Source organism: Williamsia sp. DF01-3, from assembly GCF_023051145.1.
Taxonomy (GTDB): Bacteria; Actinomycetota; Actinomycetes; order Mycobacteriales; family Mycobacteriaceae; genus Williamsia.
This window is the reverse complement of sequence record NZ_JALKFS010000005.1, coordinates 4,005,351-4,023,084: the sequence shown is the minus strand read 5'-3', so window position 1 is coordinate 4,023,084 and position 17,734 is coordinate 4,005,351. Positions and strand designations below refer to the sequence as shown.

Annotated in this window: 16 protein-coding genes and 1 pseudogene; 6 read left to right on the top strand and 11 right to left on the bottom strand. The window is 65.5% G+C overall.

The window, feature by feature from the left end:
- Window positions 1-57 precede the first annotated feature (57 nt).
- Window positions 58-1,575 carry an ABC transporter substrate-binding protein gene (locus MVA47_RS21080; RefSeq protein ID WP_247210977.1) on the bottom strand — a complete coding sequence of 506 codons (1,518 nt, stop codon included), beginning with the start codon at window positions 1,573-1,575 and terminating at the stop codon, window positions 58-60.
- A 423-nt stretch (window positions 1,576-1,998) separates the two neighbouring features.
- On the opposite strand from MVA47_RS21080, the gene MVA47_RS21075 reads away from it, so the two are divergent.
- Both MVA47_RS21075 and MVA47_RS21070 read left to right on the top strand, forming a co-directional pair.
- A complete protein-coding gene (locus MVA47_RS21075) occupies window positions 1,999-3,045 on the top strand; it encodes a 2-hydroxyacid dehydrogenase (protein ID WP_247209762.1) in 1,047 nt (348 codons plus the stop codon).
- Window positions 3,042-3,437: a universal stress protein gene (locus tag MVA47_RS21070; protein ID WP_247209761.1), complete on the top strand. Its 396-nt coding sequence runs from the start codon at window positions 3,042-3,044 to the stop codon at window positions 3,435-3,437. Before MVA47_RS21075 ends, MVA47_RS21070 begins: the two co-directional genes overlap by 4 nt.
- Window positions 3,438-3,458: 21 nt before the next feature.
- On the opposite strand, the gene MVA47_RS21065 is transcribed toward MVA47_RS21070, so the two are convergent.
- The 4 genes from MVA47_RS21065 to MVA47_RS21050 all read right to left on the bottom strand — a co-directional run bounded on the left by MVA47_RS21065 (window position 3,459) and on the right by MVA47_RS21050 (window position 8,289).
- Window positions 3,459-4,352, bottom strand: coding sequence for a LysR substrate-binding domain-containing protein (locus tag MVA47_RS21065; RefSeq protein ID WP_023963249.1), 894 nt, complete (start codon window positions 4,350-4,352; stop codon window positions 3,459-3,461).
- An 84-nt stretch (window positions 4,353-4,436) separates the two neighbouring features.
- Window positions 4,437-5,708 (bottom strand): glucarate dehydratase family protein, encoded by a 1,272-nt coding sequence (locus tag MVA47_RS21060; protein WP_247209760.1) that lies wholly within the window; start codon window positions 5,706-5,708, stop codon window positions 4,437-4,439.
- A complete protein-coding gene (locus tag MVA47_RS21055) occupies window positions 5,708-6,643 on the bottom strand; it encodes a 5-dehydro-4-deoxyglucarate dehydratase (RefSeq protein ID WP_247209759.1) in 936 nt (311 codons plus the stop codon). Before MVA47_RS21055 ends, MVA47_RS21060 begins: the two co-directional genes overlap by 1 nt.
- 29 nt (window positions 6,644-6,672) lie before the next feature.
- On the bottom strand, window positions 6,673-8,289 hold the full coding sequence (locus MVA47_RS21050; protein ID WP_247209758.1) for an aldehyde dehydrogenase (NADP(+)): 1,617 nt from the start codon (window positions 8,287-8,289) through the stop codon (window positions 6,673-6,675).
- A 255-nt stretch (window positions 8,290-8,544) separates the two neighbouring features.
- Between MVA47_RS21050 and MVA47_RS21045 the strand changes: the two genes are divergently transcribed.
- Window positions 8,545-9,885 (top strand): wax ester/triacylglycerol synthase domain-containing protein, encoded by a 1,341-nt coding sequence (locus tag MVA47_RS21045; protein WP_247209757.1) that lies wholly within the window; start codon window positions 8,545-8,547, stop codon window positions 9,883-9,885.
- A 37-nt stretch (window positions 9,886-9,922) separates the two neighbouring features.
- Here the strand turns inward: MVA47_RS21045 and MVA47_RS21040 are convergent, their stop codons facing one another.
- Window positions 9,923-10,666 (bottom strand): hypothetical protein, encoded by a 744-nt coding sequence (locus MVA47_RS21040; RefSeq protein ID WP_247209756.1) that lies wholly within the window; start codon window positions 10,664-10,666, stop codon window positions 9,923-9,925.
- A 40-nt stretch (window positions 10,667-10,706) separates the two neighbouring features.
- Window positions 10,707-11,273 carry an HhH-GPD-type base excision DNA repair protein gene (locus MVA47_RS21035; RefSeq protein ID WP_247209755.1) on the bottom strand — a complete coding sequence of 189 codons (567 nt, stop codon included), beginning with the start codon at window positions 11,271-11,273 and terminating at the stop codon, window positions 10,707-10,709.
- A gap of 139 nt (window positions 11,274-11,412) precedes the next feature.
- Between MVA47_RS21035 and MVA47_RS21030 the strand changes: the two genes are divergently transcribed.
- Both MVA47_RS21030 and MVA47_RS21025 read left to right on the top strand, forming a co-directional pair.
- The gene (locus tag MVA47_RS21030) at window positions 11,413-11,898 is read left to right on the top strand and encodes a hypothetical protein (protein ID WP_247209754.1); all 486 of its coding nucleotides are present in this window, start codon (window positions 11,413-11,415) and stop codon (window positions 11,896-11,898) included.
- A gap of 200 nt (window positions 11,899-12,098) precedes the next feature.
- Window positions 12,099-13,580 (top strand): sugar porter family MFS transporter, encoded by a 1,482-nt coding sequence (locus MVA47_RS21025; RefSeq protein ID WP_247209753.1) that lies wholly within the window; start codon window positions 12,099-12,101, stop codon window positions 13,578-13,580.
- A gap of 2 nt (window positions 13,581-13,582) precedes the next feature.
- On the opposite strand, the pseudogene MVA47_RS21020 reads toward MVA47_RS21025, so the two are convergent.
- Window positions 13,583-14,391, bottom strand: a pseudogene (locus MVA47_RS21020) (enoyl-CoA hydratase).
- A gap of 161 nt (window positions 14,392-14,552) precedes the next feature.
- Here MVA47_RS21020 and MVA47_RS21015 point away from each other — a divergent pair.
- Window positions 14,553-14,768, top strand: coding sequence for a PspC domain-containing protein (locus MVA47_RS21015; protein WP_247209752.1), 216 nt, complete (start codon window positions 14,553-14,555; stop codon window positions 14,766-14,768).
- Here the strand turns inward: MVA47_RS21015 and MVA47_RS21010 are convergent.
- Genes MVA47_RS21010 through MVA47_RS21000 form a run of 3 tightly spaced genes read right to left on the bottom strand, consistent with a single transcriptional unit; the run spans window position 14,755 to window position 17,565 of the window.
- On the bottom strand, window positions 14,755-15,486 hold the full coding sequence (locus tag MVA47_RS21010; protein WP_247209751.1) for a lysoplasmalogenase: 732 nt from the start codon (window positions 15,484-15,486) through the stop codon (window positions 14,755-14,757). The genes MVA47_RS21015 and MVA47_RS21010 overlap by 14 nt on opposite strands.
- Window positions 15,487-15,493: 7 nt before the next feature.
- Window positions 15,494-16,666 (bottom strand): lipase family protein, encoded by a 1,173-nt coding sequence (locus MVA47_RS21005; RefSeq protein WP_247209750.1) that lies wholly within the window; start codon window positions 16,664-16,666, stop codon window positions 15,494-15,496.
- Window positions 16,667-16,698: 32 nt separating this feature from the next.
- Window positions 16,699-17,565 (bottom strand): hypothetical protein, encoded by an 867-nt coding sequence (locus MVA47_RS21000; RefSeq protein WP_247209749.1) that lies wholly within the window; start codon window positions 17,563-17,565, stop codon window positions 16,699-16,701.
- Between the last annotated feature and the right edge of the window lie 169 nt (window positions 17,566-17,734).

Here is a 17,734-nt window from a genome sequence, read left to right as displayed (position 1 = left end):
CTCGAGGACATGGGGCTGGTCATGACAGGTTCCTTCAGGTGGTGTGGAAAGCGGGGGTCAGTCGTTGCCGGAGGAGGTGGCATGGGTCATCTCGGCCAGTCGCATCTCGTCGCCGGTTGCCGAGTTCGGTTGGTAGGCAACCGACGGCGCCTTGGCCAGTACCGCGTTCATGTGAGCGAGGTAGGCGTACTGACGGATCTTGCTCGGTTCGTCGGCGAGTACCGCGGCGAACGCCCCCTGGCGGGCGTCGCCGGTCTGGTTCTGGGCTGTCTCTATCTCGGCGTCGAACTCGGACGTGCCATAGGTGCTCTGATAGCCATCGCTCAGCAGGTACTGCTCGGCGGTGAACTGGGCATCACCGGCCTGGTTGCCGTGCTGGATCATCAGCAGGATCGGTCCCTCGTCGGGGAAGGGCCGGATCTGATATAGCATCTGGCCCGAGGTGTCCATCATCTCGATCTTGACGTTGAGACCGATCTGGTCGAGTGAGTTCTGGATGACCTCGATGGTCTCGTTGATCTTCGGGTACATCCCTGTGCGCCCGATGAGCTTGATCTGCTTGTCGACCGGCACTCCGTCTGCTTTGGCCTCGGCCACAAGCTCTTTCGCGCGGTTGAGGTCGTAGGGGGTGGCAGAGATCGTGTCGTTGAACCCGATGATGCTCGGGCCGACGAGCTGTGCTGCCGGATCCCCGAGGCCGCGGAAGAGGGCCTTGATGATCCCGTCGCGATTGATCGACAGATCGATGGCCTCGCGAACCCGGTAGTCGTCGAGCGGTGGTTCATCCGCCTGCATCCGCAGCGCGGTGGTCTCGTTGTTCGGGTACGACACACCCAGGTCCCCGGCGCCGTCTTCCGGGCCAAGGTAGGTGGCTATCTCCGCCTCGTCGTTGGTCACCATGGCTGCCCGCACGCTGCCCTCGGTACGCCACTGGTACACCGCACGGCTGTACTCCGGGGTGGGGCCGGCGTACTCGGGATTGAGCGCGAGAGCCAGCTTTTGGCCCGGATCCCAGTAGTCGACCCGGTAGGGGCCGGTGCCGATCGGGATACGCACCTTGTCTGCGGTGTCGGTACTGGTCGGGACCATCTCGATGAACGAGACACGCAGCGGCAGAATCGGATCCGGAGTGGGAGTGGTCACTGTCACCGTCGCCGGATCGGTCGCTTCGACGACCAGTTCGTCGTCACCGAACACGTAGCCGTCCACCTCGCAGCCGATCGTGGAGTTGATCGTGCGATTGATGGAGAAGGCGGCGGCTTCGGCATCGAAGGGCGTGCCGTCGCTGAATCTGACGCCCTGGTGGATGCGGAACGTCCAGGTGTTGGGAGAGGTCTGCTCCCATGAGTCGGCCAGCTTCGGCTCGAGGTCACCGGTATCGGGATTGCGTTCGATGAGCGGCTCGGTGATGTTGGACCGGACCACGGGACCCGTGGCCGTCAGCGAGGCGTCGCACGGCTCGAGCGTCGGAGGCTCCTGCGGGAGCACGATGCGCAGGGTGTTCGGGTCGGCAGCGTCGGTCTGTGTCGAGTTGGCGACCGAACAACCGGTGGCCAGAGCGGCCACGGCGGCCATGGCGACGACCGCCCGTACGGAATGGCGTCGGGATGCCGGCTGCGGGGCTGCGGCGTGCATGGGTCCTCCGTTGATGATGGTGAATCGCGTCGATCGAGACGCTGACCGTTTGTGACGGTAGCCACAACCTAGAAGTGCCCCGAGGAGGCGTCAACAGGCCAAAACGCCTGCAAACCGCCATTTCTGTCGGTGATGGGCGTCACTGGATGTGTCATCTGGTGACACGACTCACCTGCAATATAGTCTTTGACCTGCCGCATTACGGATTGCTTGTCGCCGAGCCCGCTCGGCAGCCAACCCAGTGATGCCGTTTGGGTATCAGTCCATGTTATTTACGAGTTGGACAGGTATTCCTGAGGCGGCTTACCGTACGGGTAACTCGATGAAGACCATGATGGTCTTTCCCTGTCGTCAGGAGGCACGATGGCCGATGTCGCACCAGTCGCGGCACGACCGGCGAAAAGCACTGCACCACACCAGTATCGCGATTCGGCGGACCAGGCGGGACGGGTGCTGCAGGTCGGCCCGCTCAAGCCGTCACTCGCTGAGTCCCTGGCAGCCGGCTACGGAGCGTTGTTGCTCCCGGACGACAGTTCCAGAGAAGGCTTCCTCGCCACTCGGGGGGACGTCGTCGCCGCTGTTGTCACCTCTGGCCGCACGGGCGTCGACGCGGCACTGATGGCGCAGTTGCCGAACCTCGGCGCGATCATCCACTTCGGCGTCGGTTACGACACCACCGACGTCGAGGTTGCCCGGCAGCGGGGCGTGGGGGTGAGCAACACCCCGGACGTCCTCACCGATTGCGTTGCGGACACCGCGGTGGGGCTGCTCATCGACACGCTTCGCGGTTTCTCTGCCGCGGACCGCTACGTGCGGGCCGGCCGGTGGGCGAGCGAGGGCAACTTCCGCCTGACGCGCAAGGTGAGCGGCGCCCGAGTCGGAATCATCGGACTCGGCCGCATCGGTTCGGCAATTGCCGAGCGTCTCAAAGGCTTCGGGTGCAGCATTGCCTACCACAACCGCCGCGAGATAGTCGGCTCGCCGTATCGGTACTCATCGTTGCCGGCCGAACTGGCGGCGTCGGTGGACGTACTCGTCGTGGCGGCCTCAGGTGGTGAACACACCCGGCAGCTCGTCGATCGTGATGTCCTCGAGGCGCTGGGGCCCAACGGTTTTCTGGTGAACGTGGCGCGGGGCAGCGTGGTCGACGAAGAAGCGCTGGTCGACCTGCTCACGTCGGGCGGTCTGGCCGGCGCGGGTCTCGACGTGTTCGCCGACGAGCCGCATGTCCCGGCAGCGCTCGTCGGCCTCGACAACGTGGTGCTGCTGCCCCATGTAGCCAGTGGCACCACCGAGACCCGCGCCGCGATGGAAGCCCTGACGCTGGCCAACCTCGACGAGTATCTCGCCCGGGGCACGCTGAGGACGGCCGTGCTGCAACCTCAACCGAAAGGAAGGCCGCGCCCATGAGCGTTGTGCTGAGCTATGTGCCCTCTACAGAGGGGCGCGGTGCGTTGTCGTTCGGCTTCGCCGAGGCACGCATGCGCGGAACGGATCTGATGGTCATCGCCGAGGACGACAGCGGATCGTCTCCGGAGTTCGAATCGGATCTCGACGCGGCTCGCCAGGCCGCGGGGGCGGCCGATGTGGCTTTTGCGATCGAGCCAAACGACCCGGCTCTCTCGCACGCCGACAATCTCATCGACGCGTCGTATCGCGACGATGTCGAGCTCATCGTGATCGGTATCCGTCGACGTTCACCGGTTGGCAAGTTACTGACGGGCAGCGCCATGCAACGGGTTCTGCTCGACGCGCAGTGCCCGGTCGCGGCAGTCAAACCCCCGGTGCGCTCCGCTGTGTGACAACTGCTTCACGATTCGAAGTCATATCCATTCGCGTTGCGGTAGAACGTCTTCCATGATCCGTGCCAGAGCCGGATTCGGATTGTCCGGGCGCCACGCGGCATTCATCTGAACCGGGCGGTCTCGAACCGCTGTCACCTCTTTGAAGACGACGCCCTCAGGATGCATTGTGGCGGCTGATTCGGGCACAAGCGCCATTCCGAGACCGGATCTGACCAGCACCAGCATGGTGTGCACCTGGGTGACGTACTGGACGTACCGTGGTGTCGCGCCGACGATGGTGAACGTGCTGATCAGCAACTCGTGGAAATAGCGGGCGTCGACGGGGGAGTACATCACCACGGGACGATTGTCGAAGTCCTCGATGGTGAGATGCTCGGCATCGATGAGATCGTGATCCGCGGGCAAGGCGGCGATCAGCCGCTCGTGATGGATCGGCCGGCTGCTGATACCCGGACGGGTCATGATGGGGCGCACGAGCCCCAGGTCGAGCTCTCCGCCGGACAGTGACTCGATCTGGGCGGAAGAGACCATCTCGCGCAGAACGAGTTTGACGTCGGGTAGTACCTCGCGGGCGGTGGCGAGCAACCGGGGCAGTACCGCATGAGCAGAAGCGCCCGTGAATCCGATGATGACGGTGCCGAGATCGCCGGCAGGCACCCGGCGCACGGTCAGTACTGCGCTCTCGGACAGCCGCACGATGCGGCGGGCGTCGGGCAGAAAGGCCGAGCCGGCGGCGGTCAGCGTGACCGAACGACTGGTCCGGTCGACGAGTTGCACCCCGAGTTCGTTCTCCAGTTGCTGGATCTGCCTGCTCAGTGGCGGCTGGGTCATGTGAAGACGTTCGGCAGCTCGGCCGAAATGGAGTTCTTCGGCGACAGCGATGAAGCAGGTGAGGCGAGCCAGCGAGAACATTGATCCACTCCCGGTATCGGAATTGGGCGCGCAACCGGCCCAGTGGATCAATGTACGCGCCGGTTCAGCGCCGGACGAGCGGGTTCACCAGCGCGGGCAGGTGTTCTCGAACGACGGGTCGATGGTTTTCATGTATCCGGTGTCGTCGCGGTCCCGGATGCCGCATTCGAGATATTGCCGGTGCAGAGTCGCGAGGGCATCGTCGTCGATCTCGACACCCAGGCCGGGTCCCGTCGGAACCGGTACTGCGCCATCGACGATGGACAACGCTCCTGCTCGTACGACGTCCTCGGTCTTCCACGGCCAGTGAGTGTCACAGGCGTAGGACAGATTGGGCGTGGCGGCGGCCAGGTGGACCATGGCAGCGAGGCTGATTCCCAGGTGCGAGTTGGAATGCATGGAAAGGCCCAGCCCGAAGGTCTCACAGATCCCGGCGAGCAACCGCGACCGTTGCAGGCCACCCCAATAGTGGTGGTCGGAGAGAACCACGGACACCGAGTTCTGCCGGACCGACGGTTCGAGCTGGTCGAAGGCGACCACGCACATGTTGGTCGCCAGAGGCATTTTCGCTTCCGCCGCCACTTCGGCCATGCCCTGCAGGCCCGGTGTCGGGTCTTCGAGGTACTCGACGACGCCGGCGAGTTCGGATGCCACCTCGATCGAGGTCTCGACCGTCCACGCCGCGTTGGGGTCCAGCCGCAGCGGCAGGTCGGGGAATGCCGACCGCAGGGCCTTCATGGCCGCGATCTCCTGCTCGGGAGGAAACACGCCGCCCTTGAGCTTGATCGCCTTGAATCCGTACGTGCCGATCATCCGCTGCGCCTGCCGGACGAGACCCTCCGGGTCGAGCGCCGCGCCCCACTCGTCGGGGTCGGTTCCGGGATGGCCGGCCCACTTGTAGAACAGGTATGCACTGAACGGCACCTCGGTGCGTACGGCGCCGCCGAGGAGGTCCGACACCGGCCGATCCAGGGCCTTGCCCTGGATGTCGAGGCACGCGACCTCGAAGGGTGACAGCACCCGGTCGGTGGTGCTGGCGGTGGTGATCATGCCGGCCACACCGTCCCCGCCGCTGACAGACAGCGTGCCCAGGGTGGCATCGATGGTTGTTCGCAGTGCGTTGAGCGCGAACACATCGTGTCCGGTGATCGCCTTCGCGGACGCCTCGAGCCGAGCCAGATGCGCGGTGTCGGCGTAGGTTTCGCCCAGTCCGACGATTCCGGCGTCGGTGTCGAGCTGGATGATCGCCCGCAGTGCGAAGGGCTGGTGGACGCCGACGGTGTTCAGCAGCGGCGGATCGGCGAAAGCGACCGGGGTGATGCGGGCGCCGGTGATCCGGATCGGTCCAGTGGGCATCAGACCGCGACGGCCGGTGACAGGGCGCCTTCGAGGACGGCCCGGCCGGCAGCGGTGATCTCGATGAGCTCCTGCTGGTGTGCCTGTGTCAGCGGCACGAGCGGTGCGCGAACCGGTCCGGCGTCGAGACCTTCCATCGTGACGCCGAACTTCACCATCGACACCGCGTAACCGGGGACCTGGTTGCGTAGGCGGACCAGCGGGTGGAAGAACTTGCGCAACAAAGCTTCCGCGAGTTGGTCGTCCCCGGACTCCAGGGCGTTGTAGAACGCCAGCGCGATCTCAGGGGCGAACGCGAAGGTTGCCGAGGAGTACAGGGTGACACCGATGGCGCGGTAGGCCTGCTGGGTGATCTCGGCTGTGGGCAGACCGTTGAAGAACAGGAAGTTCTTGCCCGAAGGTGCCAGGGCGTCCTTGACGGCCATCACGATACGGGCGACGTTGTCCAGGTCGCCGGTTCCGTCTTTGAACCCGATGACGGTGGGCAGCTGCGCCACCTCGACCGCGGCAGCCTCGTTGTAGACGGCCGAACCGCGGTTGTAGACGATGAGCGGGAGGTCGGTGGCGGCAGCGACGGTGCGGGTGTACTCCACGAGCCCGGCGGGCGGCATCGTCACGAGGTACGGCGGTAGCAGCAGGATGCCATCGGCGCCCGCGGCCTCGGCGCTACGCGCGAATTCCTTTGCCTGGACCAGCGATCCGCCGGCGCCGGCGAAGACGGGCACCCGTCCGGCCACGACCTCGACCGCCGTTGCGACGATCTTGCTGAACTCGTCGAGCCCGAGAGCGTGGAATTCGCCTGTACCGCAGGCAATGAAGACGCCACCGGGTCCCGCGGCGACACCCTTGTCGAGGTGCTCGGCGAGCAGGGTGTAGTCCACATCCCCGGACGGGGTGAACGGGGTGACGGGAAAGAACAGAACTCCGTCGAGCATCAGATTTCTCCTAGAGTGGGTGGGGTTGGTCAGTCTTGGACGAGGCGGCCGTCGATGCGGCGCCACAGCTGATTGGGGTTGCCGTCGGCGATCGCCGACGGCAGCAGTGCGGGTGGGACGTCCTGGTAGGCGACCGGCCGCAGGAACCGCTCGATGGCAAGCGATCCCACAGACGTGGAACGCGAATCGGACGTCGCTGGATACGGGCCGCCGTGGACCATGGCGTGGCCGACCTCGACCCCGGTGGGCCAGCCGTTGAACAGGATCCGGCCTGCCTTGAGTTCGAGAACCCTCATCAGCTCGCCCGCCGCCATGAGGTCATCGTCGTCGCAGTGCACCGTTGCGGTGAGCTGGCCTTCCATGCGTGCCGCGACGGCGCGTACCTCGTTCGCGTCAACGCATTTGACCACCAGGCTGGCCGAGCCGAATACTTCCTCCTGCAACACTTCTGACGCCAGGAACGTATCGGCGTCGGTGCTGAAGACAGCGGCGCCGCACGTATTCGGCCGGTCGGTCGTCGAGGCCTTCGCCTCGGCGGTCGCTGCGGTCGAGAACGCCTCGACGCCGTCGGCATAGGACCTCGCGATGCCGGGGGTGAGCATCGGTGCTGGGGCCGACGCGGCGATCGCGTCGCTTGCAGACCGCACGAAGTCATCCAACGCGGGGCCGTCCACGGCGATGACAAGGCCGGGGTTGGTGCAAAACTGCCCGGCACCCATGGTCAACGACCCCACGAATGCCTGCCCGAGGTCGGTGCCCCGGTTCCGCAGGGCGGACTCCATCAGGAACACCGGGTTGACCGAACTCATCTCGGCGTAGACGGGGATGGGCTCGGGGCGGGCTGCGGCGGCAGCGACCAGAGCGGTTCCGCCAGAACGCGATCCGGTGAATCCGACCGCCTTGATCCTCGGGTCTGTCACCAGGCGGGTACCGAGGATCGGTCCCGAGCCGTAGAGGAGCGAGAACGTTCCGGCAGGCATCCCCGTACGGGCGATTGCCTCGGTGATGGCGCGACCGACCAGTTCCGAGGTGCCGGGATGAGCGTCGTGTGCCTTCACGACCACCGGGCAGCCGGCGGCGAGAGCCGAGGCCGTGTCGCCGCCTGCCACCGAGAACGCGAGGGGGAAGTTGCTGGCGCCGAACACTGCCACCGGTCCGACGGGGATCTTGCGTTGCCGGATGTCGGCGCGCGGCAACGGTGTGCGATCGGGTTGTGCGGGATCGATGCGTGCACCGTTCCAGCCGCCGTCTCGCAGTACGCCTGCGAACAAACGCAATTGTCCTGCGGTCCTGCCCACCTCGCCGGCGATCCTGGGGCGGGGTAGACCCGATTCGGAGCAGGCTCGGTCGACGAGGGTGTCGCCGAGAGATTCGATGTTCTCTGCGATCGCCTCGAGGAATTCGGCGCGAACGGTGGACGTGGTCGCCCGATACCGGTCGAAGGCAGCGGAGGCAGCGGCACATGCGGCGTCGACGTCACTGTCGGACCCGTAGGAGTAACGGGGTTCGAGGACGTCCCCGGTCGCCGGGTCGAGCCCGTGCACGGTGTCGCCCTGTCCGGTGACAAATGTGCCCGCGATGATCATCTGCCCGGTCAGGGCGTTCATCTGCGCCTGCCCTGTCGAGCGATCTTCTGTCGTCGTCATGTGCCGACTCCTACCTGTTGTGCGTACTTGTTCGGCCATGGCGATCGCGGCCGACCTGCGTCGTCGACCCAGACCACGCCGCCCAGCGGCAGGCGTGACCTGGGTCATACATCGACCGTAGGCCGCTTATTCATTCATGTCCAAGTCAAATATGGACGCTTTCAATAGCCAAGTTGTATCGACCGACGTGCGCGGACGGTTGCGGCCATCAGATAGGCACCCGATGTGCTCGCGGCGGTGAAGTACGTTCGTCGGATGGAGCGAATGACACCCATCGATGCCCAGATGTACTGGATGTCGAGTCGAGTTCCGAACGACCAATTCCTGCTGTTCGCCTTCGACGGTGAGGTCGACAACCTCGAGTCGGCCATCGCCGACGTGCTCGGGCGCGCGGCGTCGAACGTCGATCTGACCTTGCGGGTCGCCGACCCGGGCTGTGCTTTCGACTACCCCTACTGGGTTCGCCACGGGGTCGGACCAGATCACGTCACAGTGCACCAATTGCCGCAGCCCACCTGGTCGGGTTGCCTTGCGGCCGTTCAGAATCTGTTCGCAGATCAGCTCGACCTCCGCGACAGCGTGTGGCGTCTGCACGTGTTCGAGGGTGTCGGCGACGTTCCCCGCTGCCAGGGTCCGGTGACGGTGGTGGTCCTGCAGATCGGACACGCCCTCGCCGACGGCCGCCGCGCGACGGGCGTGGCCAGGAGTCTGTTCGTCGATGGCGGGGAACCGCGCCGCGGCATTGCGGCGAAACCCGAGAGCGGCTACTCGACGGTGCGGGCGGCAACGGTCGCGGCGATCCGGACACCCAAACAGCTCGGCTTATTGAGTTTGCGCGGGCTGAATGCTGCTGTCACACACCGAAGGCTGGTTGCGGACGTGGCCGACGGATCCGTGCCCCCGCAGGCCGATGTGCGACCCGCGCTGCCCACCAACAACAGGCCGGAGGGTCGCCGCGAGATCCGCACGCTGGTCCGTGACCGCGACGACTTCCCGGGGCCCACCGTCACTGTCGGAGCGCTCGCAGCCATCTCGCTGGGGTTGTCGGAGCACCTCGCCGGCCAGGGTGTCGACACTGCCGCGCTCGGTGCGGAGTTGACTGTCGCGAAACCAGGAAAACCCCTCGCTCGCAACCACTTCCGGAACGTCGGTGTCGAACTGTTCAGCACCACGGCATCATGGGAACGAAGAACCGAGCAGATCGCCGAGGCGCTGATGCATCGTCGATCTCGTGGTGCTCATCCCGCGTTGCGAGCGGCCGACGAAGCCTTCTCGGCGGTTCCCGCTCCTTTGTTGTACTGGGGGATAACACAATTCGATCCGACTGCGGTTGCACCCATGGTCATCGGGAACACGGTGGTGTCGAGCATCAACCGCGGCCCGGCCGACCTGACATTCGGCGGGGCGCCGGTTGCGTTCACCGCCGGCTACCCGGCCCTGTCTCCTGCGATGGGCGTCACCCACGGGGTGCACGGAATCGGTGACACGGTGGCGATCAGCGTGCACGCCGCAGAGTCGGCGATCGGGAACATCGACGACTATCTCGAATCGCTGAGTGCGTCCATCGCATGGAACCGAATCGTCGCCGGACGGTGACCGGCCGACTCCCTCTACGGCCGCCCGTCGCAGTTCGTCAGTGGTCGTCGGTTCCGTTCTTGGTGCGTACCAACCGTTTCGGCAATCGGCCGACGAGTTCGCCCAGCGGGAGCACGGCCTGGCCGAGGACTTCGGCGGCGTCGTTGAGCTGATCCACCGTCTCCTGCAGCTTCCGGATGTTCGGCGCGAGTTCGCCGATCACCTCGACGAGTTCGGTCAACCGGTCCAGTGGCCCGCCCGGCGCGATGGTGCGCTCGATCGCGCCGTTCTCGCCCAGGAGTTGCTCGAGCAGCCCCTCCTCGGCCACGAGGCGGTCCATGAAGCCCTCGTCCTCGGCAAGGCGGTCGAGCAAGCCGCCCGTCGTCGTCAACTTCGCAAGGATTCCGTCCTCGGCGAGAAGGCGGTCCACCGGGCCACCACGAGAGAGGAGCCGATCGAGAGGCCCACCGTCCTCGGTCATCTGATAAAGCACGCCGTCGTCGGACAGCATCCGGTTCACCAGTCCGTCATCGGACACCAGCCGCTCCAGGGGGCCGTCCTTGGCCAGGATGCGACCCAGAGAACGGTCGTCCTCCAGCAGCTCGGCCACCTGGCCGATCAGTTGGAGGGGACTGCGGCCGGGAGGTCCCTGAGACACCCCCATCGCCACCGTGATCTCGTGCTGCACGTTCTCGATGGCGATGCGGCTGACCGCCACGCTGGCCTCGACGGCCGACAGGGCCGCCCCTGCGATCGCGAATCCCAACCGGGTCGGGAGTTCGATCACCAATCTGGCATCCATGCCGTTCACCCTAAGACGTCCCCTCCACGCCGGTGGCCGATCACCCTGCTTTGGCCTTTGCCTTCTGTTCCTTCTTGAATGATCGCACCTTCTGCAGGGATTCCTCGTCCACCACGTCCGCCACCGAGCGGTATCCGGCCTTGCTGTAGTCGCCGACCGCCTTCTGCCAACCGGCAGGGGCGACACCGCACTGCTTGGCGAGAAGTGCGGTGAAGATCTTGGCCTTCTGGGCACCGAAACCCGGCAGCTCGTTGATGCGTTTGACCAGATCCGGTCCGTCTGCCGCCTCGTTCCAGATCCGTGCGGTGTCGCCGCCGTACTGTTCCACCACGATGGTGGCCAGGGCCTGCAGGCGCGCGGCCATCGACCTGCCGTAGCGGTGGACGGCCGGAGGGGTGGCACACAGGTCGGCAAACGAGTCGGGCTCGGCGGCGGCGATCGCGGCGGGGTCGAGACTTCCGAACCGTTCCCTGACCTTGGCCGGCCCGGCAAATGCTCGCTCCATCGGGAACTGCTGGTCCAGCAACATCCCGGCCAGCAACGCGAAGGAATCGGTACTGAGCAACTCGTCGGCGGACGGGTCGCCCGTGATGTGCAGACTGGTCATGGACACGAAGTCTAGTGCCGGGCACCCAACCCACATCGACGCGCGCGAGGACCCGTCTCACCGAACCCCGATCACCGGGGGCTTGGTGGTGATTGAATGCTCGGCAGGACGGTCCGGGTCGGGGAGAGCGGAGTCGGTCATGCGGAGACGCAGCCGGGTTGCGGCGGCGGCCCTGGCTGCCGCGGCCACGATGTCTGTGCTGGCCGCGGGCCAGTCCTCGGCCGAGCCGTACACCGAACCCAAGCTGGTCGACACCGTGCGCTGCGACAGCGCCGACCCGTGGTCGCCGGGCCGGCTCAGGATCGACATCGACGTGTACAACGATGTCGTCTTCCCACCCGACGGGGCGCGTGGGCCTGTCCTGTACCTCAGTGCGAACAACTCGCGTCCTGGCTTCCTGCTCGAATACAACGTCGAGGCAACCGTCCGCTGGGTCAACACCACCACCGGAGCTCGCGGGACGACGGTCATCCCGGCGCGGGGCCGCTCGGCCAATTGGGAAGGTTCCCTGCCGACCGGCCGTGGCCACGTGGCCTACGTCGTCACCCAGAAGATCGGTGCACTCGCCTTCATGCCCATGGTGAACCCACAATCGTCGACCTGTCGTGGCGCTGCAACGGTGTGATCACCTGTCGGGTGGGGCGCTGGAGTTCCCCAGCTCGCGGAGGCGTAAACGCGTGCCGCTCCGCTCGCCGGTGACCGACTTGTGACCGACTGTCTTTCGGGGACTTGCGAACTCGCCTGACATGACAGGAGTAACGTCAGCTCTTGGCGTATGTCGTCGGCGGTGATTGCCGACCGCCGTCCGGAAGGTGGGTACCCCCGATGTCCACAGGTGCAGCCAGTAGATCCAGCCGGCCGGTCGGGGGTGAGGCACACGTAGCCAAGGTCATCGGTGTGACCGTCGCCGCAGCCGTCGGCGGATTCCTCTTCGGTTTCGACAGCTCGGTGGTCAACGGTGCTGTCGAATCCATCGGCACACATTTTGAGCTCAACTCGTTCATGAAGGGCTTCGCGGTCGCCATCGCACTCCTCGGGTGCGCGCTCGGTGCCTGGTTCGCCGGTCGGCTCGCGGACATCTGGGGCCGCAAGAAGGTGATGCTGCTCGGCTCCGCGTTGTTCATCGCCTCGTCCATCGGCACAGGATTGGCGTGGTCGGTTCCAGACCTGTTGATCTGGCGTGTGATCGGCGGCCTCGGCATCGGCATCGCCTCGGTGATCGCTCCGGCGTACATAGCCGAGATCGCCCCCGCCCGATACCGCGGTGCACTCGGATCCCTCCAGCAGCTGGCCATCACCATGGGCATCTTCGTCGCACTGCTGTCGGATGCGCTGCTCGCCGACAGCGCCGGTAGCGCATCGAGCGATCTGTGGTTCGGTATCGAGGCGTGGCGCTGGATGTTCATGGTCGGCGTCATCCCCGCCATCGTCTACGGCGTTCTGGCCCTACTGATTCCGGAATCACCCCGGTACCTGGTGGGGAGCAACCTCGACGAGGAAGCCGCCCGCATCCTCACCGAAGTGACCGGTGAGCCGAACCCACTCGAACGCGTCAAAGAGATCCGGCTGACGCTCAAACGCGAATCCAACGTGTCGATCAAGGACATCCGCGGGCCTTCGTTCGGTCTGCATCCCCTTGTCTGGGTCGGTATCTGGATCGCGGTGCTGCAGCAGTTCGTCGGCATCAACGCGATCTTCTACTACTCCACCACGCTCTGGCAGTCCGTCGGATTCAGTGAGAGCGAGTCGTTCAAGACGTCGGTGATCACCGCCGTTGTCAACGTCGTGATGACCTTCGGGGCAATCCTGTTCGTCGACCGCATCGGCCGCCGCAAGCTCCTGCTGATCGGTTCGGTCGGTATGGCCATCGGGCTCATATTGGCGTGCGCGGCTTTCACCCAGCAGCAGGGCTCGGGCGACGACATCACCCTCCCCGACAACTGGGGCGTGGTCGCGCTGATCGGTGCCAACCTGTTCGTGGTCGCGTTCGCTGCCACATGGGGCCCGGTCATGTGGGTGATGCTGGGGGAGATGTTCCCCAACCGGATCCGCGGTGTGGCGCTCGGTGTGTGCACCGGTGTGAACTGGCTCGCGAACTTCACCATCTCGCTGCTCTTCCCGGAACTGAACTCGCGTCTGGGTCTGGCGTGGATTTACGGGTTCTTCGCGTTCTGCGCGATCGTGTCGTACTTCTACGTGCACTTCAAGGTTCCCGAGACCAAGGGTATGGAACTCGAGGACATGGACACTCTCGGCGACGTCGAGGCCGCACTCAAGGCCGAAAAAGCCGCGGCCAAAGAGAAATAGCGCTACAGCGAATCGGTGAACAGCGGCGGCCGTCCCTCTTTGCGGGCGGCCGTCGCTTCTGGAAGTTGGCGGTCAGCAACCGGACGTAGAGCTGGCCGAGGCCTTCGGCCTGCATGTGCGCGTCGAGGCTCGAGGCCTCCATGCCCGACCAGAGCGTTCGCTTTGTCAGTTCGATAGCAGGGCGCGACAATTCGGCGATCCGGTCAGCGACGCGGCAGCACTCGGCCAGCAGGTCGGCGTCGGGCACGGTTCGCGACACCAGCCCGATTCGGGCGGCTTCGTCGGCGTGGACATCCCATCCGGTCAGCATCATCTCCGCGGCATGTGAGCTACCGACGGCTCGCGGCAACAGGTAGCTCAACCCCAACTCGCTTGCGGTGAGCCCGTTGTTGATACCCGCCGCACGGAAATAGGCCGCCACGCCCGCGATGCGGATGTCGCATGCCAGCGCCAGACACAGCCCGCCACCGATCGCGGCGCCGTTGACTGCGGCGATCACCGGCTGATGCATGCGGCGGATCGCCTTGATCGTCTCGTCGAGCAGCTCCAAGGAACGAAGCGCGATCGTGGGGGCGGTCAGGCCGTCGATGCCGGGTATCTTGCCCGCCGACTTCTGGTCGGCGCCAGAACTGAAACCGCGTCCGGCGCCGGTGATGATCACAGCTCGGACCGCATTGTCCGCACTGATCTCCTCGAGCTTTTCCTTGAACGGCAGCATGACGTCAAAAGCCATGGCATTCATGCGTTCTGGGCGATCCAAGGTCACCAGGGCAATGTGTTCGCGGGGATGGTCCACCCGGACATACGACATTTCGCCATCGTGACACGAGCGGTGTTCCCTGAGGAGCGAATCAGGGAAGTCGGCCACAAAGATCAGGGTCGATCCCCGATGGCAGGGACGCTCGACGTCCATACATTGGGACAGGTGAGAGCGGCTCGGTGTCGCTGGGGGACTGAACAGAAAGGAATGACATGGACGAATTGGTTCGGGTTTCCGAGGGCAGGATGCTGGGAGGAGTCTGCACCGGCATCGCACGACGGTACGGCTGGGACGTGAATGCGGTGCGCGTGGCATTCGTGGTCTCGTGCCTGCTGCCGGGGCCGCAGCTGGTCGTTTACCTGGCTCTCTGGTTGGTGATGCCGATGCAGGGCAAGATCGCTCCCGCCGGCGGGGTCACGCCGGTCTGACGATGCCTGCGGCGTGACGCCGCCGGGCCAGTGAGTCGACGCCGTCGAGCAGGAACATCTGCGCGACGAAGTAGGTCGACAGCACGGTTGCCTCGCTCATCGCGCGTGCGAGGTTGCCGCGCAACAGATATCGGCGATTCATCAGAATTGCATCGGACAGCATGAACAGGATCCCACCCGTTGCCAGTCGGCGGGTGGGATCGCTTCGTGTGCCCGACGACAGGCACGGGTCTGCGGCCGTGGCCGCCATCACCGACAAGGCGGCCCCGTAGGTACCGAGCACGGGCAGCAGCCTGGGCTGGTTCAGGATCAGCAGTGCGGCAACCTCGTTCATCACCGCGAACCGGGGGAGCAGTCGTCGACGTGTCGGTCGGGCACCGTGCCGGCTGAACAGGCCCAGGTAGGCCAGGTGTGCCACGCCGAACATGGTTGCGCCGGTCTGTATGTGCCGGTCTTTGCCTCGACCGTCGGCAAACTCTTCGCGATACATGAAGTAGTCGCCGGCTGCCGAGGCGATGAGCGTGGCGGCCAGCAGTGCGTTGTCCGCCGGTGCCCGTCGCCTCGTGCCGCGGGCAACGGTGATCGCCAACATTCCCAGCGCTGCCGGCTTGACGACAGCGACCACCGGCCGGTGGCGAACAGCTCCCGCTGCCGCCACCAACACGGTGGTCACCGCAAACGCCTTGCGCTCCGGATACTTCCAGCCGGATACCCGCATGTCTGGATCAGCCCGCGAAGATTCTCTCGACGAACCCTGAGGCGTCAGGCAATGCGGCCGCAGCCGTGCCCTGACCGTCGGACGGATACGTACGGACCGTCACGTTCTGCCCCGACGCCTGCACCCTGTTGATGAAGTCGAGTGTGTACGGCAGCACAACCGTGGTGTCGAGCAGCCCCTGTCCGATGAACACCGGCTTGTCGTAACCGCGATCGGGGACACCGAGGTAGGCGTCGACGACAGGCCTGATGTTCGGGATCGACGCGACAGGCTTGGTGAACAACTCGTTCAGTCCGGTCGAGGCGACCGAGCGCTGCAGTTCGGCGGAACACACCTTGAGGGCCTTGTCCACGAGTGCCTTGCCCTCGGTGCTGAGGTAGGAGTTCAAGTTGAGCTCCGGGTACGAGCCGCGGATACCGGCGATCGCATAGAGCACCTCGGCGGTGAGATCGGTGGGCAGCGGCACGGGGATGAAACCGGGTCCGGCGCTGAGTACCAGTTCGCCCAGGTTGGCCGGCACGCTGGTGGTCACCGCGCCCCGGAAGTCGAGCTCTGGGCCCTGCCACGCGATGGCGTTGCGCGCAGTCGCCAGCGCCGAGGTCGCCCCGCTCCCGTTCCCGTTGACGATCCACTCGTCGGACAGGTCCGGGGTGATGTCGTGGGCGGCCTTGACCGCGTCGACGATGTTGCGTGCCTTGATGTCGCCCTGCAAGTCCGGCGTGGCCCCTTCGACACCGAGACCGGCGTAGTCCGAGGCAACCACGGCGTAGCCCTTGCGGAGCCAGGGGGTGATGTCGTTCCAGTGGGCGGCGGATTCGGTCTTACCCGACCAGGACGGTGCGCACTTGTCGGCCAGTCCGACGGTGTCGTGCGCCCATGCGATCACCGGCCAGCCGCCTTCGGGCGCAGTGCCTCTCGGCAGGTACACCGCGGCACTGCTGATCTCGCTGCGATTCTCGGCCGCGGTGGTCCAGTACGTGAAGCGGTCGGCGCTGCCGGCACCGGTGACCCAGCGGTCGTCTGGCAGACCGATGTTGGCGTGGACGGTGCCCGAGGTGGCGGTCGGCGCGGCGGCTGCGGCGCCGGTCCCGATCGCGGCGGCCACGGTGGCGGCCAGGGCAGCAACGGTCAGACCGCTGACACCCATCCGACGCAGTGCTTGTGTGTGAACACTTTTCATGACTTCTCCTACATGAAAACGCTGATACCGAGCTACGCCTGGGTGATCCCGATCATCGGGAAGAAGAAGCAGCTGCGGTTTCCGTTCTGGACGGTGCCGAAGACTGCGGACAACACTGTGCCGTTGCCCGTCTCCACCGGTGCCAGGCGGGCACCCTTGACGCTGACGTTGTTCACCACAGCCGAGATGCGCTCGGCGATCGCGGTGCGGATCGCGGCCGGGAAGGAGGCGGGGACGTTCTTCATCAGCAAGTCGACGATCGTCGTGCCCACCGGCGCCATGTCCGCGAAACCGCCCTTGAGGGTGTTCACGTTGAACCAGGCGACCTGCATTCCGGTGGCTGCGCCGTCGGCAGTGATGCCGGCCGGGAAGAAGCCGAAGAGCGTCTCACCGTCTTTGATGAGATTGGCGTCGAGTCCTTCGGGAAGCTTCAGCCCGGGCAGGAAGTAGGGGCCCGGAATCGCTCCACCTACTGCGGGGACCAGTCCGAGCGGATTGGATTCGGTCGGGGCTGTGCAGTTGAAGGCCGCCGACGGGTTGATGAAGCTCTGGATGCCGAGCTTGCGCAGACTCTCGTTGGCCTCGGCGAGAAGGCCGAACATGTCCGAGGAGTCAGCCGCCGGCGTGGCCGCGGTGCCGGCGACCTCGGTCGGCACCTGACCTGTTCCGCCCAGGAGCGCTTTCGCCGCGGCCAGGGCGGTCGGATCTCCCGAGGTCTTCTTCAGCGTTCCGATCGCCGAGGTCAGTTCGGCGTCGCTGGGGGTGTGCTTCGGAGCGGTGAGGGTCGTGTCGATCGGTGCCGCAGGCTCAGCCGAAGCCAGGGCAGGCATCAGCAGCGCCCCGGACGCTGCGATCGCAAGTGCGGCGAGGCCTCGGCGAAGCATTGGTGAGCTGGGCATGGTTCCCCCTTGAAGAGAAGATGATGGGCCACCTGTTACCCGTGTGACAGATGTGGCCAATGGTGCGCTTGTTACACACAACCATGTGATTCAAGGAGAAGGCAAGCTGCGACGCTGACCTGTGATGCAACTGCTACCGTTCCGGTTTCCCTGCGGGTCAACGGATCTC